16 protein-coding genes are annotated in these 15,595 nt (G+C 39.0%); 5 read left to right on the top strand and 11 right to left on the bottom strand.

Annotated elements, in window-relative coordinates:
• From HY063_09265 to HY063_09255, 3 genes are read left to right on the top strand one after another with little or no spacing between them, the layout of a single operon-like run.
• Positions 1-306 carry a DUF4160 domain-containing protein gene (locus HY063_09265; GenBank protein MBI3501972.1) on the top strand — a complete coding sequence of 102 codons (306 nt, stop codon included), beginning with the start codon at positions 1-3 and terminating at the stop codon, positions 304-306.
• Positions 306-632, top strand: coding sequence for a DUF2442 domain-containing protein (locus HY063_09260; protein MBI3501971.1), 327 nt, complete (start codon positions 306-308; stop codon positions 630-632). Before HY063_09265 ends, HY063_09260 begins: the two co-directional genes overlap by 1 nt.
• On the top strand, positions 614-676 hold the full coding sequence (locus HY063_09255; protein MBI3501970.1) for an SEC-C domain-containing protein: 63 nt from the start codon (positions 614-616) through the stop codon (positions 674-676). Before HY063_09260 ends, HY063_09255 begins: the two co-directional genes overlap by 19 nt.
• A gap of 18 nt (positions 677-694) precedes the next feature.
• On the opposite strand, the gene HY063_09250 is transcribed toward HY063_09255, so the two are convergent.
• From HY063_09250 to HY063_09230, 5 genes are all read right to left on the bottom strand, one after another.
• On the bottom strand, positions 695-1,396 hold the full coding sequence (locus HY063_09250; GenBank protein ID MBI3501969.1) for a hypothetical protein: 702 nt from the start codon (positions 1,394-1,396) through the stop codon (positions 695-697).
• Positions 1,396-2,277 (bottom strand): site-specific DNA-methyltransferase, encoded by an 882-nt coding sequence (locus HY063_09245; GenBank protein MBI3501968.1) that lies wholly within the window; start codon positions 2,275-2,277, stop codon positions 1,396-1,398. Before HY063_09245 ends, HY063_09250 begins: the two co-directional genes overlap by 1 nt.
• 134 nt (positions 2,278-2,411) lie before the next feature.
• Positions 2,412-2,840: a hypothetical protein gene (locus HY063_09240; protein MBI3501967.1), complete on the bottom strand. Its 429-nt coding sequence runs from the start codon at positions 2,838-2,840 to the stop codon at positions 2,412-2,414.
• A 128-nt stretch (positions 2,841-2,968) separates the two neighbouring features.
• Positions 2,969-3,328 (bottom strand): hypothetical protein, encoded by a 360-nt coding sequence (locus tag HY063_09235; protein ID MBI3501966.1) that lies wholly within the window; start codon positions 3,326-3,328, stop codon positions 2,969-2,971.
• The gene (locus HY063_09230; GenBank protein MBI3501965.1) at positions 3,321-3,497 is read right to left on the bottom strand and encodes a hypothetical protein; all 177 of its coding nucleotides are present in this window, start codon (positions 3,495-3,497) and stop codon (positions 3,321-3,323) included. Before HY063_09230 ends, HY063_09235 begins: the two co-directional genes overlap by 8 nt.
• Positions 3,498-4,070: 573 nt before the next feature.
• Between HY063_09230 and HY063_09225 the strand changes: the two genes are divergently transcribed.
• On the top strand, positions 4,071-4,496 hold the full coding sequence (locus HY063_09225; GenBank protein ID MBI3501964.1) for a rhodanese-like domain-containing protein: 426 nt from the start codon (positions 4,071-4,073) through the stop codon (positions 4,494-4,496).
• Positions 4,497-4,507: 11 nt separating this feature from the next.
• Here the strand turns inward: HY063_09225 and HY063_09220 are convergent, their stop codons facing one another.
• Both HY063_09220 and HY063_09215 read right to left on the bottom strand, forming a co-directional pair.
• Positions 4,508-6,475, bottom strand: a complete 1,968-nt coding sequence (locus HY063_09220) for a T9SS type A sorting domain-containing protein (protein ID MBI3501963.1) — start codon at positions 6,473-6,475, stop codon at positions 4,508-4,510.
• Between the two features lie 65 nt (positions 6,476-6,540).
• Complete coding sequence (locus HY063_09215) at positions 6,541-8,340, bottom strand: T9SS type A sorting domain-containing protein (protein ID MBI3501962.1); 1,800 nt, start codon at positions 8,338-8,340, stop codon at positions 6,541-6,543.
• A 165-nt stretch (positions 8,341-8,505) separates the two neighbouring features.
• Here HY063_09215 and HY063_09210 point away from each other — a divergent pair, with 165 nt between their 5' ends.
• On the top strand, positions 8,506-10,035 hold the full coding sequence (locus HY063_09210; GenBank protein MBI3501961.1) for a hypothetical protein: 1,530 nt from the start codon (positions 8,506-8,508) through the stop codon (positions 10,033-10,035).
• A gap of 24 nt (positions 10,036-10,059) precedes the next feature.
• Here the strand turns inward: HY063_09210 and HY063_09205 are convergent, their stop codons facing one another.
• The 4 genes from HY063_09205 to HY063_09190 form a co-directional block, all read right to left on the bottom strand.
• Positions 10,060-10,833 (bottom strand): hypothetical protein, encoded by a 774-nt coding sequence (locus HY063_09205; protein ID MBI3501960.1) that lies wholly within the window; start codon positions 10,831-10,833, stop codon positions 10,060-10,062.
• Position 10,834: 1 nt separating this feature from the next.
• A complete protein-coding gene (locus HY063_09200; protein MBI3501959.1) occupies positions 10,835-11,683 on the bottom strand; it encodes a Nif3-like dinuclear metal center hexameric protein in 849 nt (282 codons plus the stop codon).
• 113 nt (positions 11,684-11,796) lie between these two features.
• Positions 11,797-13,608 carry a translational GTPase TypA gene (typA, locus tag HY063_09195; GenBank protein MBI3501958.1) on the bottom strand — a complete coding sequence of 604 codons (1,812 nt, stop codon included), beginning with the start codon at positions 13,606-13,608 and terminating at the stop codon, positions 11,797-11,799.
• Positions 13,609-13,656: 48 nt separating this feature from the next.
• A complete protein-coding gene (locus tag HY063_09190) occupies positions 13,657-15,570 on the bottom strand; it encodes a tetratricopeptide repeat protein (protein MBI3501957.1) in 1,914 nt (637 codons plus the stop codon).
• Between the last annotated feature and the right edge of the window lie 25 nt (positions 15,571-15,595).

Below are 15,595 nucleotides of genomic sequence, written 5' to 3'. Positions count from 1 at the left end.
ATGCCGAAAATATTTGAATACTTAGGATATATTTTGTTCTTCTATTCTAATGAGCATGAACCCATGCATGTGCATGTGCAGCACGGAGAATTTCAGAGCAAGATTGATTTAATATATGAAAACGGAAAACTGAAACATATTATTTACCGCACCGTGAAAGGATATAAACCGCTTCCTTCATCAGGTGAGAAAGAGATAAATAAGTTTTTGCGAAAATATCACCAGCAGATAATTGATAAATGGACAGATTTCTTTATCTTGCACAGGAAACCAAAGTTTGAAAGAATAACCAGGAAGATCAAGTAATGCAGATTATAAAAGCAGAATATATAAGCGGCTATAAGGTAAAACTGTTTTTTGACGATAATAAACAGCAGGTAGTTGATTTTGGAGAGTTCATACTCAGCAGCCCTTATGCTGCTTTTAACCAATACAAAGACCTGAAAAAGTTTAAACGCTTTAAACTGGAGAACGGCAATATTGTGTGGGGCAAAAACTGGGATTTAATTTTCCCTCTCGAGCAATTGCGTGCAGGTAAAATTAAAATCCCTAAAAAGAATTACGAAACCGCCTACTCTGATTACCCGCTTGTTGCTGCAGAGCCCCGCGCGCAATACGGAAAAAAGAAATAAACTGCGGTTCAGGTAAGAAGTATAAGAACTGTCATGGGAAGTAAAGAGAATTTAAAATTCAACTACACTATGGTTTGAGAGTTTTCGTATATCAAACCAATATCGTTTATATTAATTCTGAATTTTGTTCCGTGATTCCTTAAAGAAGTTCCTCTTCCTTTAGTTGTCCTTGCATCAAAATCAATATAGATTGTTCCTTTTGTTATTGCTTCACATATTCCAGTTATGTTTATATCCCAATAAGCAGTTGCACTTTCATAAACTACTTTTCTGTTCACCTTGTCTACTTTACCATGAACTAATATCAATCTCCTTAGTTTAGCACCAATTGCATTCAAAATAATATTATGCTCCCAATAAGGGGAAATGCTTGCATCTTTTGGATTTGTTACAAATATTTTATTGTCCGAATTGCTTACAATAAAACCTCTTTTAGACTTCTCTCCCAATGTATGTCTAAAACTAATCTGCCCTTTTTCATTTTCCCACCCAAAAGCGTCAACAACTTTATTTAATATACCCCTTGGTTGTGGGTCTTTATGTAATAAAGTAAGAAGGGAATTTCCTCCATGAAACTTAACTTCCCAGTCCATCAAATCAGGTGAATCAAAATTATTTCTCTTTAGACTCAGTAAGTGTTCTAAAGTATCACCCGGTGCACCAGCCCCTTTAAATTTAGAAGGAATGTCCACCGACTCCATCTTTATAATTTCTCGTATAACTTTAAATGCTTTTGTAGAAGATTGAGGAATTCTTGAAACCATTATGAATTAATTAAAAGATAAGATTGGTTTTCAAGATAAGTAGTTATTCTATTTTCAGCGACATTACAATATTCTGGAGAGAGTTCAATACCAATATATTTTCTTTTATTCATTAATGCAGCAATTGCAGTAGTACCACTTCCCATAAAAGGGTCAAGAACTATTTCTGCTGTAGTTGATGAAATAATTCTATCAATTAATGTAACCGGAAAGGGAGCAGGATGTCCATTTTTCATTTCCTGAGTAAACTCCCATACATCGCCATAAGCATTTGCTTTTGGTTTTAGTTTAAACTTTGGTTTTGGAATTAAATAAATCACTTCATGTGTTGGCAAAAAATATCCGGGATTAAAATTTATTCCCCCGCTTCTTTTCCAAATGATTATTTGTCTAACAGGTAATCCTTGCAAAATATCATCTCTGTCCTGTATTAATCCATTTTGCACTCTTCTTTTGTGGTTGTAAAAAATAGCACCATCATCTTTTAGTAAACGAAACATTTCTTTTAGACAATCATTTTGCCACTTTGCATATTTCTCGTGTGGCATGTTGTCGTCATAATGACTATATCCCTTTTGCAAAGCCGCCCCTGCCCATTTTCCGGTTTTTGTATTTACACTCATCCCATTTCCTGTAGAGTTTTTTAAATTGTACGGAGGTGAGGTTATAATTAAATCAACAGACTCACTTGGAAGGAGTTTCATTTTTTCCAAACAATCTCCACGAATAATTTTATTTACATAACTATATAATAAAAACTGCGGCTCTTTGACTACACTTAAATTCGAATTCTCGCTGACAAAATATTTTTTACTCTTTTTTCTTTTCTTCTTTTTTATAGAAGACTTGATTTTATTTTTTATTCTTTTTGCTTTAATCATACTACTAAATTAATCTAAAACCAAATCCGAAAGATAGATGTTAAAAAAATGACAGTTTTTAACTGTCTTGTTATCCATAGCATCCGCCTACGTCATTTCTTCCCCGTAGTCGCGAAGCTCCGGTTCGTGACAATTCAATACTTAATTATTTCTCCCTCTCCCATATCAGTTACATAATCCACAAATAAAACATCAATCCATTTTCTAAATAATTTGTAGCTGCGGTTCTTGGGCCATTTCTTTTTGTCCTCGCACCACTGCAGGAGTTCATCTTCAAACAAAACTTTGTAAAATTTTTTGAGAGCTTTTTCCTGCATCTTCAACCGGTAGTTCCATGCCGCTTGAGGGCTTGGCTGTTTAGAGCCATGTCCTTTCCATTCATCCGGCAAAAGAAAAATTGTTGGTTTAACTTTGGTCACGGTGAATTGCGGGCTGTCTTTCCACGGGTGATGTTTTTTATCCCAGCGTATAAAAGATTCTTTATACCTGATAACAATTGCCCAGCGGTTAATGAATACTCCTTCTTCAAAGCATTCTTTCGGAGATAATTTAATGTGTTTCATATTTTATAAGTTTTATTGTTGATTAATTTCCTTCATCAGTCCCAATTTTCTTTACCACATAAAAACACCAAACCCCGGCTACTATACTTCACCGGGGTTTGGAACTAACGCAGTAAATCATATTTGAATTACGGTGTTGTTTTCTTTGGCTTACGAACCGGGCGCTTGCGCTCGCTCTTGCGAACTCCGCCTGCTTTTTCGTACTCGTTGCTGTCGTGCCCGTAAACCGAGCCCACCGCTTCGCGCATGCGCTCGCTGAGTTCGCGCAGGATTTTCTCCTGTGCCTGCACATCATTGAGGGCAGCGTCAACCGTGCTGAGCAGCGTGTTGTACGAATCCAGTTTGGAGACAGCGCTTACAATTGCTGCGCTGTAGTTAGGCACGGTTAAGCCGTTTCCTAAGTCAAGCGCGGGGGAAATAGATTCAAGCCCCGACAAGCGTTTTTGCGCCCGCTCAATCACCTTGGATTTTCTTTTTGCTTTAGCCATCGCTCATATATCTCCTTTCAACTTTATCCTCCGCACACACTGCTTCACCGCCAGGTGAGTTCAGAATTTTTCCGAACCGCAGCGCGGGAGAATTGCAAATCCCAATTTTCATAGGGGGAACCTCTTTAGATGTTTCCATCATTTTGTTGTTTGTAATTGTTTTTCTCATTGCAGTTTTCTTTTACTATTGCCATAATGCAAATAGTGTGCCATTAGTATATTTCACTGGAGAATTTTAACTTTTGTTAACGTTTCCCCTATGAAAAAGCATAATTTTATTTCGCGGTTTCATTTGCAGAAGGATTTTGACGGAAGGGGAAAATCAATTTCAATGAAGAGATAAAAAAAGCAAACTAAAATTTTTAAGAATGTGTTTTCTCATAGATAAAACACCCTGATTTATTCAAATGAAATCCTTGAACGCATACATGTTCAAGTGAAACGTGCCGGCAATATTCTGGAACGCGTTCACGATATAGAAGAACGTCTCCATATTCTAAAGAATGTATGAACGATATAGTGGAATGTCTATGCATTCTAAAAGAATATGCGAACGATATAGTAGAATGTGTACATGTTTTAGAAGAACGGGAGCATGATTTTTTAAATAAGAAAGCAAGGACTGCTGGAATTCGAATGAAGAACATCTTATATTTAATATTTTTGTAGAAATCTAAAGAAGAATATGAATATGGAGCGATTGTAATTTACGGAGAGAAAATACTCCCCCAAAATATAAAGTATGAAAAAATTAATTCTTCCATTACTTGTTCTTGTCGTTTCAGGAATTTTTTCCTTTCAGAATTCAGGCGAACCCTGGACAGCCAAACAATTAATGGAACCTGCCGATTTGGCAAAAATCCTTAACGATGCCCAAAGCAAAAAACCAATTCTCTTAAGCATCGGCTTTGGAGGAGGGATAAAAGGTTCGAAAGAATTGGGAGCGTCAAAAGAAAAAGAAGGGCTTGAAAAACTGAAAACAGAACTCAGCACACTGCCGAAAGATGCAGACATTGTTATTTATTGCGGATGCTGCCCTTTCGAACATTGCCCGAATATCCGCCCTGCATTTAAACTACTCAACGAAATGAAATTTACAAATCATAAACTTTTGAACCTTACCCATAACCTGAAAACAGATTGGATTGACAAGGGTTATCCTCAGTAAATGCATCTACCTTACTGCTTCACAAATTTTTTTGTGAGCATATTTTTTTCTGAACTAACGCGGAGAAAATAAATTCCCGCGTTTATTTTGTTTAAATCCATTTCAAAAAAGTTAGAACCTTTTTCTGCGTTTATCTTTTCATAGTTAATTATTCTTCCCTGCAAATCAATGATGGAAAGAGTCACTTCTGAATTTTCCGGGGAAATGAGTGTGCCTTTCAATTCTTCATCCGAGAAAATATTTTCTAAAATGAGATTCCATTCATCGGTTGGCTGACATTGAGCGGAAATCGGTCCGTAGTATTCATACTTCCCATTGAAGTCAACTTGTTTTAATCTATAGTAGAGAGTAGCGGGTGAAGAGTAGAGAGTTTCATCCGTGAACTCATAATTTTTTTGAGTGGAAGAATTTCCTGCGCCTTTTATTTTTCCTACTTCTTCCCAACTTTTTCCGTCTGCACTTCGTTCAACAGAAAAATAATCGTTATTAATTTCTGTAGCGGTTGACCATTCGCAATTTATTTTTTCATTTTCACAACGGGCATTGAATGAAAGTAATTCAACGGGAAGAATGGCAACGCTGCATAGCGCATTTCCTCCTCCGCTTCCTACCTGAACGGGGCAGGGGAATTGTGTGCTTGTAGTATTATTTCCTAATTGTCCTTCAAAATCATCGCCCCATGCCTTCAGGGTATTATTGCTCTTTAAAGCGAGCGCGTGATATTGTCCCGCTGCAACAGAGGCAATCTTCAAGAGATTTCCTGCACAGCCCACCCCTTTTACCTGTACAGGTAAAACTTCATGCTGAATGAGAAGTGTAGAACCGTAACTCCATTTTGCGGGAGTGGTGCCGGTGGCGGTAAACTGGTCACCGGTAAAATTACAACAGTCACCTACATTTGTGAAATCATCTGTTGCAACATAATTTGAAATAATATAAGTTTTTCCTATTACCAATGTTCCGCTGGTCTGGCTGCCTATGCCAAGTTGCCCGAATGTATTATCTCCCCACGCCCAAACAGTGCTGTCGTTTTTCACAGCAACAGAAAAATATTGTCCTGCGGCTATGGAAATGATATTGGAAAGACCGCTGACCTGAACGGGAAAATGGCTTTCGGTGGTGGTGCCATTTCCTAATTCACCATTAACATTTGAACCCCATGCCCACACTTGCCCGGTATTGTCTATGGCAAGCGAATGAAAAATTCCTCCGGCAATGGCGGCAATGTTGGTAAGATTTCCTGAACCGCCCGCGCCCACCACCTGAACCGGCACTGGCTGGTTGGTGGTTATATTGTCTCCTAATTGCCCGTTGGAATTATATCCCCATGCCCAAACAGTGCCATCGCTTTTCAAGGCGAGAGAATGATTTCCGCCACCTGAAATTGCCTTTATGCCGGAAAGAAAGCCAACATTTCCGGCACCGTGCACTTGCACAGGAGTTGATTTTGTGGACGCAACTATATCATTAATTCCTAATTTGCCGAAACTCCCGCCATTGTTTCCCCATGCCCAAACAGTGCCATCGCTTTTCAAGGCAAGCGTATGATAAGTGGCACAGGAGATAGCAATGATTTTGCATAAATAAGTTACGCAGCCGGAAGCACCTGTTAAAACCTGCACGGGAGTCAAACGGTTTGTAGCGCTTCCATCGCCCAACTGCTTATAAAAATTATTTCCCCATGCCCAAACGGTGCTGTCGTTTTTCAGAGCAAGGGAAGACTCACGGCCGGCTCCTAAGGATATGATGTTGCTGAGAAATCCCACATTTCCGGGGCCATGCACCTGAACAGGCGATGAGGCGTTGGTGGTTGTGTTATCTCCGATTGCGCCCGAAGAGTTATCTCCCCATGTCATCACCGAGCCATCGGTGCATGTGGCAACGGAGTGCATGTATCTGCTGCCTGCAATGGTTTGCGCAAGAAGCCCCTGCCCTGATGGGAGAAAAAAAACCAATGAAATGAGAATTAGTTTTTTCATTTACATAAAATACGTTTTATGAGTGAGCAGACAAATGCAAGTAGAACATATCTGTTTTGCAAATTTTATTCAACTATTAGTTTCATTCTTTCAATTTTACTTTCAGAATTTAATTCAAGAAAATATAATCCCGAAGAAAGATTTCCTTTTTCAATTGTAGATGGAAATGAATTCACATTTGAAAAATTCTTCACGATATTTCCTGTCACATCAAAAATTTTAATTGAACCGTTTTTAATTTCAGAAGAAACGGTTGTTGACGAACTAAATGGATTGGGGAAAACAGAAATATCTGCTGTATTATTTTCTTCCGATATTCCCGTAGCAGAATTGCACCCGATTGAAAATGGATTTACATTCATGGAAACTGCTGTTGCTGAAGAAACATTATCAGTCGCAGTAACGCGGATATAACAGTTGGAAGAATTTACCGAAGCAGGAACATTCCACTGGTAAGTTCCGTTGTTGGGCGCTGAGGATGAAATTAAATTCCACGGACCGGAATTTCCCGAAGTGGAATATTCTATTTTAACAGAAGAGGAATTATTATTCGGCACCGCTGAAATCCAGTGAATGAAACGCACCGCATTGTTCGGGAAACATTCATTCCCTTGCGGATAAGTTTCCGTTACGTTCAACGCAGAAGCGGTAACAGCCGCTTTGAACAACCAGATTTTATTTCCGTAAGTGAACATACTTGTTGTAAATTGCCCCCAGAGCAACATATCGGGATAGCCGTTATGGTCAGCGTCTGCAATTGCAATATCAATGGCTGCGGAAAAAGTTGCGGGCATGGAAAAGGAATACATGTTTGTCCAGGAAGTTCCACCGTTGCCTTTCCAGATTTCCAATTTCATAGTCGTTCCGTTGATGGTGATGAGGTCAGTGAAGCCGTCCGCATCCATATCGGCAAGGCGCACGATTAAATAATTATCGGTGGAAGGCAAACTGGAAAACTTCTGATTCCACTGCTGAGAGGATTCATTCCATTTATATACATAAACTCCCCCGTCATAAGTAAACGCCAACTCCTCCGCGCCATCGTTATCAATATCCGCCAGCGACACATCTCCGTAGTGATCATAAGCCGTTGTTACAGGCGGCAAGCCGTTTGTCTTCATCGTAAAACCTCCGTTGCCATCTCCGAAAAATGTTGCACCGAATTCGCTGGTAACGGCAAAATCAAGATTGCCGTCACCATTCATATCGCCAAACTGAAGATTATTTCCTGCTCCGCCTCCCTGCCCCGCGCTGAAAATATGCTGCCAGTTTCCTGTTCCAAGGTTTTTATAAATGTGAACGCCCTGCGATGCGCCCATGGAATTTGAACCGAGGTCAAGCAGCCCGTCATTGTTCACATCGCCCAAATCAGTGCCACGCATTCCGTATGTTTCTCCTCCTGTAACAAGTCCGCCATCGTAAGGAGTCCAACTCATTCCGCTTCCATCTCCGAGTTGCGCTTCAATTATTTTTGTTCCGCCCGCGCCTCCGTAGTTGTGGTGCATGCTGTAAGCAATATCAGGATTGCCGTCATTATTCAAATCACCAACAGCACAACCGCCATAGCCAAAACCACCGCTTTGATAAAGTTGCCAATTGCTTGCCGTTCCATTTCCTAAAAAAACAGTGATGCCATGCTCGTTTGCATTAATGTTCGGGCTTCCATGGTCACCGATGGAAACAACATCCAAGTGTCCGTCTTTATTTAAATCGGCAAACCGAACTTGCGTTGGACCTGTTTCGAGAGAGATTGCGCTGAAGGCGGTGGAATCAAGTGTGTAAGAAATAGATTGCGTTTTCCCCTGCCCTAAAGGGAGAAGAAGAACGGAAAAGATACATGCGGTAGTGAAGAATAGTTTTTTCATTTGAGTGGATTTGGTTAATGATCTTTTTTTCTACTCAAAGATATTTCGCAAAATGCCTGTATTTTCAAAATGATTTGGTTATTATTAGAAGATTAAATTTATATTATCTACGCAAATAATAATTTTCACCTATATTTACCCCTGTATTAATGTATAAATCATTAGATGACTAAATCAGGAGCCGACCACCTTTTTCTTCTTATTAAATCGCTGTCCAAAGGAGAAAAAAGATTTTTTAAGGTTTGGTCTAAACTATACGCTTCTGAAAGGAATAATAAATACATCCGCTTGTTCGATGCTGTTGACAGACAGGCAGCGCATAATGAAAAAGAACTTTCAGCGCATGCTTACGGAAAACAATTCCCTGTGCTGAAAAATTATTTGTACAACCAGATATTGAAATGCATGGACCAATACCATCAAAGCAGTCATGCTGAAGTGAGAAGTTTGCTGCACAAGGTGGAATTTTTATGCGAGAAGGGTCTTTACGCGCAATGCGATAAACTGCTTCAGAAAGCCAAACAAAAAACAGAACAATACAACATGCCTCATTATTCGCTGGAACTTTTTCGCCCCTGGGAAAAAACGCTTGTCTTTCAACGCAACGATATGCCTGCCCTGAAAAAACTCCTGTCAGAAGAACAAAAAACACTTGAGCAATTGCTTCACACGCGGGAATATAAAATACTGGAAAATAAACTTTACATATATTATCTGCAATCGCAAGGCAAAAAAAGTGAAATCATAGTCAAACAGGCGCAGAAACTTTTGCAAAATCCTTTAATGAAACATCCTGAAAAAATTTCCCTGTTTGAAGATAAAATAGATTTTCATTGGATATACTATTTGTTCTTCCAGATTAAAAGGGATATTCCCAATTCCCATTTACATTCAAAAAAAATGCTGCAGCATTTTGAACAGCATCCCGAAAAATTAAAACTTCATGTTTCTACTTACCTCAGGGTTATGAATAATTTTTTATTGACTTGCGTGCAACTTAGAAAACACGAAGAAGTTCCCGGCTGCCTGACAAGAATGCGTGAAGTAAAAAAGTTTATCCGCCCGAATACTGAAACCGCCAAAACTCATTTCATGCGATATGCAAATCATTCGGTATTATATTTTCTTGAAACAGGAAAGTACAACGAAGGAGAAAATGCGGTGAAAGAAATATGCAGTGAGTTAAAATCCTACCATAAAAAATTAAACGACCTTGAAAAAACTGCACTCTGCCTGAACCTTGCCTTATTTTATTTTGGATTAAGTCAATTGCATGCCTGCATTGAGTGGCTGAATAAAATCCGAAGCGAAGTAAAAATTTATATGAGAGAAGATGTTGAAATGTTTACGAGTGTGTTTTTTATTCTTGTTCATTATGAGGCCAAACATTATGACCTTGTTTTATCGCTGACAAAATCAGCGATGCGTCAACTAAAAGAAAAAAAATCACGCTATCGGACAGAAACATTGCTCCTTGAATTTTTTCCAACGATTATTAAAACAGAATCGCGCAAAGAAAAAAATAACTATTTCATTGAATTGAAGAAGCAACTCATTTTTCTTACAGATAGTCCTTCCGAAAAACAATCCTTCGATTATTTTGATTATATCAGTTGGGCAGAAAGTAAAATTGAAAATAAAAAATTTGCGGAAGTAATACACGGAAAATCAAAAACGCTACCTGTTTCCGGGTAGCGTTCTCATTTGAAAAAATATGTTTTACTCTTTCACTTTTATTTTCTCGGCAATGTCAGGAGCAACGAGAACACGCCCGCAGTGCTCACATACAATAAGTTTCTTGTGAAGTTTAATATCTATCTGGCGCTGAGGAGGAATTTTTGAATAGCATCCACCGCATGCATCGCGTTCAATCGGAACAACGGCAAGCCCGTTGCGCGTATTGGAACGAATGCGTTTATAAGCGCCAAGCAAACGGTCTTCAATTTTTGCTTCCGCCTTTTCGGATTTTTTGAGAAGAGCAGATTCTTCTTTTTCTGTTTCAGCAATAATTTCATCAAGTTCACCCTGCTTTTCTTTCAAGCGGCTTTTTCTTTCTTTGAGTTCTTCTTCCTGCAATTCGATTTGTTCTTTCTTGGTAGTGAGCGATTGCTTATACTCTTTTATTTTCCGTTCTGCCAGTTGAATTTCGAGCGTTTGATATTCTATTTCTTTAGTGAGCGATTCATATTCGCGGTTGTTGCGCACTTTGTTCTGCTGCGATTTATATTTTTTGATAGCGGCTTCCGCATCCTTCATCAGATTTTTTTTATCGGAAACAATTGTTTCGCTCTGGCGCATTTCTTCCTGCATTTTTTCCAGGCGCGTTGCAATCTGCTCCACGGAATCTTCGAGGTCTTTTATTTCGAGCGGAAGTTCACCGCGCACCGTGCGGATTTTGTCAATCTTGGAATCAATCGCCTGAAGTTCGTAAAGCGCGCTGAGTTTTTCCTCTACCGAGGCGTCAATTTTTTCTCTTTCGGAAACTTTTGCCATGTTATAAATAGTTAATTGGATTCGTGTTTATTGCCGAAATAAAAAGAGAAATTTTCTTCTCTCCCTTCTTAAAACGGGTTGCGAATATAGAAAATTTTTCTATCAGCATATCGCGCAATAATTCCTTTGTAAACTGCTCGCTTTCATAGTGCCCGATGTCGGCAATTACGATTTTATTTTCGGCATCAAAGAACTGATGATATTTGAAATCGGCAGTCACAAAAACATCTACTTTTTGTTTAATTGCTTCATCCAAAAGAAAACTTCCCGAGCCACCGCAGACGGCAACTTTGGAAACTTTTTTTCCAGGCAAAGAAGTATGACGAAGTGATTTTGCTTTCATCACTCGTTTTATTTTGTTGAGAAAAGAAATTTCTGTGGAAGGATTTTTTAATGTGCCAATCATTCCTGAACCAACATCCCCCGCCTCCGCTATGCGGAGTGCGCCCCCTTTATTAAGGGGGAATGTGGGAAGTAAGATTTTGCAATTCGTCAAACCAAGTTTATCACAAATCTTTTTATTCACGCCAACCGAAACATTATCAAGATTAGTGTGAATGGCGTAAATGGAAATATTATTCTTGATTGCTTTCTCCACAACTCTCTCCACATAATTTCTTCCTGTAATTTTTTTTAGTCCTTTGAAAATAATTGGGTGATGAGCAATAATGAGATTGCAATTTTTTTTGACGGCTTCGTCTAAAACTTCTTCCGTGCAATCGAGCGCGATGAGAACACCGCTGATTTCATTTTCTTCATTGCCGATGAGCAAACCGGAATTATCATATTCTTCCTGTAAAGAAAGTGGTGCGATGGATTCTAAACACTGAGTGATTGTTTTAATTTTCATTTCAGTTTATGGTTTGTCAGTTGGTAGTTTTAGTTTTACGGTTTTCAGTTATAGTTTTTAAAAACCATAACCACAAACTAAATAACCAAAACCAAAAACTAATCAACTAATAACTAATTTGCTTCTACCTGCTTTTCTTTTCGCTTTCTTTCATTTTCATCCAGATGAATTTTCCGCATGCGAATATGTTTGGGAGTTACTTCCACGTATTCATCCTTCTGAATATATTCCATGGCTTCTTCAAGGGAGAATTTGGTTTTGGGAGCAATCGTCATTTTTTCTTCCGAACCGGTTGCGCGCATGTTGGTGAGTTTTTTTTCCGTGCAGATATTAATTACCAAATCATCGGGACGAATATGCTGCCCAACAATTTGTCCCGTGTAAACTTCATCGCCCGGCTCTACAAAAAAACTTCCCCTGTCTTGCAGCTTGTTCATTGAAAATGCAACGGCAACTCCTTTTTCTTTTGAGATGAGCACTCCTGAAATTCTTCCGGGAATATTTCCTTTCCACGGCTCAAATGATTTGAAGCGATGCGCCATGATGGCTTCTCCCGCGGTGGCAGTGAGAATTGCGTTTCTCAAACCAATCAGCCCGCGCGATGGAATGTCAAACTCCATGTGAATTAAATCTCCCTTGGGTTCCATCACAAGCATTTCGCCTTTGCGCTGGCTCACAAACTCAATTACTTTTCCCGAACATTCCTGCGGAGTATTCACGGTGAGAACTTCGATGGGCTCGTGTTTCACTCCGTCAATTTCTTTGATGATGACTTTCGGCTGCCCGACTTGCAGTTCGTATCCTTCTCTGCGCATTGTTTCAATCAGAATAGAGAGATGAAGAATTCCCCTGCCGTAAACAATGTAGGAATCAGGCGAGCCGGTTTCTTCCATTCGCATAGCAAGATTTTTTTCCAGTTCGCGTTCCAATCTTTCTTTCAAATGCCGTGATGTAACAAATTTTCCGTCCTTGCCGAAGAAGGGAGAATTATTTATTGTAAAGAGCATGCTCATCGTGGGCTCGTCAATCGCGATGGGTTTTAGTCCTTCCGGATTTTCAAAATCGGCAATCGTATCTCCGATTTCAAAACCTTCAATGCCCGTGAAAGCGCAGATGTCTCCCGCTTTTACAGAAAAAATTTTCTTTTTACCCAGCCCTTCGAAAATAAAAAGTTCGCGCACGCACGACTTCATAATTTTTCCATCGCGCTTCACCAGCGAAACGGGCATGTTTTCTTTTATCTCTCCGCGAAAAACTCTTCCTACTGCAATTCTTCCTATGAAAGAAGAATAATCGAGCGAAGTGATTTGCAATTGCAAAGTTCCTTCGCGCACGGGCGCGGAAGGAATATGTTCGATGATTGAATCGAGAAGAAATAAAATATCTTTCAAAGGAGTTTTCCAATCTTTTCCCATCCAACCTTGTTTGGAAGAGCCATACACAGTTGCAAAATTTAATTGCTCTTCGTTCGCGTTGAGGTTGAAAAAAAGTTCGAACACCGCATCGTGCACTTCATCGGGACGGCAATTCGGTTTGTCTACCTTATTAATTACAACAATTGCTTTCAATCCCTGCTCGAGCGCTTTTTGCAGAACGAATCTTGTTTGCGGCATCGGTCCTTCGAAAGCATCCACTAAAAGTAAAACTCCATCCGCCATGTTAAGCACACGTTCCACTTCTCCGCCAAAATCCGCGTGACCGGGCGTGTCAATGATATTTATTTTGGTGTCTTTGTAATTTACAGAAACATTTTTTGCGAGAATAGTAATTCCGCGCTCGCGTTCCAAATCATTGTTGTCAAGAATGAGTTCCCCGGTTTGCTGGTTCTCTCTAAAGAGCTGGCAGGTGTGAAGAATTTTATCTACAAGCGTGGTTTTTCCATGGTCAACGTGCGCGATAATGGCAATGTTTCGAATCTTCTGCATACATGTTTTGAAAAAAGAACGCGAAGATAACTAATTTATCGGAGGGAGTTAAATTTTCTCTATGAAGTACATTTCAATTTCTCCTTTGTTCTTGGCAGGAATTTTTCCGCGAAACTTGAATTCTAATCCTTCAAGGTTTTCAAAACCTTGAAGGATTTGGTAAGTTGCTCCTGAAATATTTATTTTTCCAGCTTCGCCCGATGATTCCATTCTTGAAGCGGTATTTACTGTGTCTCCCCAAATATCATAAGCGAATTTTTTATCGCCCACCACTCCTGCGGTGACCGGTCCGGAATGAATTCCCATTCGCAAACTCCACTTTCCATTCTGTTCTTGCATCCAGTTTTGGATTTCAATTCCGGCTTTTACAATTTCTTCAGCGTGATTTGAATTGGCGGTTGGTAATCCGCTCGCGCACATATAGGCATCTCCGATGGTTTTGATTTTTTCTATGTTGTATCTGGAAATTATTTCATCGAACTTTTTAAAAAGAAAATCTAATTCTGAAACCAATTCTTCGGCAGAAAGTTTTTCGGCAATGGTTGTGAATCCTTTGAAGTCGGTGAACATTACGGTTACGCTCTCATAATATTTTGGAGATGCCTTGCCTTTCGCTTTTAATTCTTTCGCAGTTTCGGCAGGTAAAATGTTCAGCAAAAGTTTTTCTGATTTCTTTCTCTCACGAAAAATAAAAATGGAAAGTATCAACACAATTAAAAATCCTCCGACAACCGACCAAATCACAATCTTCTGTCGGTTCAGTTGCGCATCTTGTAATTCTTTATCCTTATTTAATAAAGTAATTTGTTGTTCTTTTTTTTCGGTTTCATACTTTGTTTGCATTTCGGCAATTTGCTTGGAGGATTCTTCGTTGAGAATGGAATCTTTTACTTCAGAATATTTTTGGTGATACTCATAAGCAAGTGTAAAGTTTTTTGTTTCAGAATAAATTTCGGAAAGGCCTTTATAGGAACTTTGCACAACTTCCATAGCATTAATTTCGCGTGACAATGAAAGCGCCTGCAGTTGATTTTGGATTGCTTCATTATATTGATGACGATGAAAATACAGGCTGCCGATACTGTTCAGCAATTGAGCCAAGCCATATTTGTCGTCTACTTCTTCTTTTATTTTTTTTGCTTTGATATAATATTCCAATGCTTTATCATATTTTTTTTGGTCGGCATAAATATTTCCAATATTGCTCATGTCTCCGGCAACTCCACGCTTATCGTCTATTTCTTCTTCTGCTTTTAAAGCGGATTGGTAATATTCAATTGCTTTATCATATTTTTTTTGGTCGGCATAAATATTCGCAAGATTGCTCAATGTATGCGCCATTCCTTTTTTGTCACCGATTTCTTTTTTTAACTCGTATGATTTTTGAAAATAATCGGATGCACCTGCAAGATTGCCCTGCTTGTAAAAAACATTTCCGATATTATTCATCACACTGGCGGTTCCTTTTTTATCTTCAATCTGCTCATACATTTTAAGCGCATTGAAATATTGTTCAATTGCTTTTTCGTAGTTGGCTTCTACCAGAAAAATACTTCCCAAATTATTATATACACTTGCTTTTCCGGTTTTGCCTTCCAGCGAAACAGTTGGGTTACGATTTTCAATCATCCGTTCAAATTGTTTCAACGCTTCATGTAAATAGTGTTCGCTCTTATTGTGGTTTCCCAAATGGGTGTAAGCAAGACCAATGTTGGTACACGCCAGTGCAATATTTTTTTGAAGAACAATTTGCGTTTTTTCATTTGCCGAGGGAAGAAGTTCATCGCCAAGTTTTTTTGCCTGCCCAGAAAGAATAATGGTTGTATCGGGATTATTCTTAAGAAGAATCATTGAAATGGAATTCAGAAGTTTAATTTTTCCTGTATCTTCTTTTGAAACTTTAAAAGCAGAAAAAAGGGAATCGAGTTTTTTTTGTTGGGCGTGAGAAAAAACTACAACCATGAAAAAAAACAGACAGTAAAAAAAT

The sequence above is a fragment of the Bacteroidota bacterium genome (genome assembly GCA_016195025.1).
Classification (GTDB): Bacteria; Bacteroidota; Bacteroidia; order Palsa-948; family Palsa-948; genus Palsa-948.
This window is presented reverse-complemented; position numbering and strand designations above follow the sequence as displayed.

What these genes read in the sequence shown, in the direction of transcription:
- HY063_09265 (MBI3501972.1), top strand. Translation starts at nt 1, where the DNA reads ATGCCGAAAATATTTGAATACTTAGGATATATTTTGTTCTTCTATTCT.
- HY063_09260 (MBI3501971.1), top strand. Translation starts at nt 306, where the DNA reads ATGCAGATTATAAAAGCAGAATATATAAGCGGCTATAAGGTAAAACTG.
- HY063_09250 (MBI3501969.1), bottom strand. Translation starts at nt 1,396, where the DNA reads ATGGTTTCAAGAATTCCTCAATCTTCTACAAAAGCATTTAAAGTTATA.
- HY063_09245 (MBI3501968.1), bottom strand. Translation starts at nt 2,277, where the DNA reads ATGATTAAAGCAAAAAGAATAAAAAATAAAATCAAGTCTTCTATAAAA.
- HY063_09240 (MBI3501967.1), bottom strand. Translation starts at nt 2,840, where the DNA reads ATGAAACACATTAAATTATCTCCGAAAGAATGCTTTGAAGAAGGAGTA.
- HY063_09235 (MBI3501966.1), bottom strand. Translation starts at nt 3,328, where the DNA reads ATGGCTAAAGCAAAAAGAAAATCCAAGGTGATTGAGCGGGCGCAAAAA.
- HY063_09230 (MBI3501965.1), bottom strand. Translation starts at nt 3,497, where the DNA reads ATGAGAAAAACAATTACAAACAACAAAATGATGGAAACATCTAAAGAG.
- HY063_09225 (MBI3501964.1), top strand. Translation starts at nt 4,071, where the DNA reads ATGAAAAAATTAATTCTTCCATTACTTGTTCTTGTCGTTTCAGGAATT.
- HY063_09220 (MBI3501963.1), bottom strand. Translation starts at nt 6,475, where the DNA reads ATGAAAAAACTAATTCTCATTTCATTGGTTTTTTTTCTCCCATCAGGG.
- HY063_09215 (MBI3501962.1), bottom strand. Translation starts at nt 8,340, where the DNA reads ATGAAAAAACTATTCTTCACTACCGCATGTATCTTTTCCGTTCTTCTT.
- HY063_09210 (MBI3501961.1), top strand. Translation starts at nt 8,506, where the DNA reads ATGACTAAATCAGGAGCCGACCACCTTTTTCTTCTTATTAAATCGCTG.
- HY063_09205 (MBI3501960.1), bottom strand. Translation starts at nt 10,833, where the DNA reads ATGGCAAAAGTTTCCGAAAGAGAAAAAATTGACGCCTCGGTAGAGGAA.
- HY063_09200 (MBI3501959.1), bottom strand. Translation starts at nt 11,683, where the DNA reads ATGAAAATTAAAACAATCACTCAGTGTTTAGAATCCATCGCACCACTT.
- typA (MBI3501958.1), bottom strand. Translation starts at nt 13,608, where the DNA reads ATGCAGAAGATTCGAAACATTGCCATTATCGCGCACGTTGACCATGGA.
- HY063_09190 (MBI3501957.1), bottom strand. Translation starts at nt 15,570, where the DNA reads ATGGTTGTAGTTTTTTCTCACGCCCAACAAAAAAAACTCGATTCCCTT.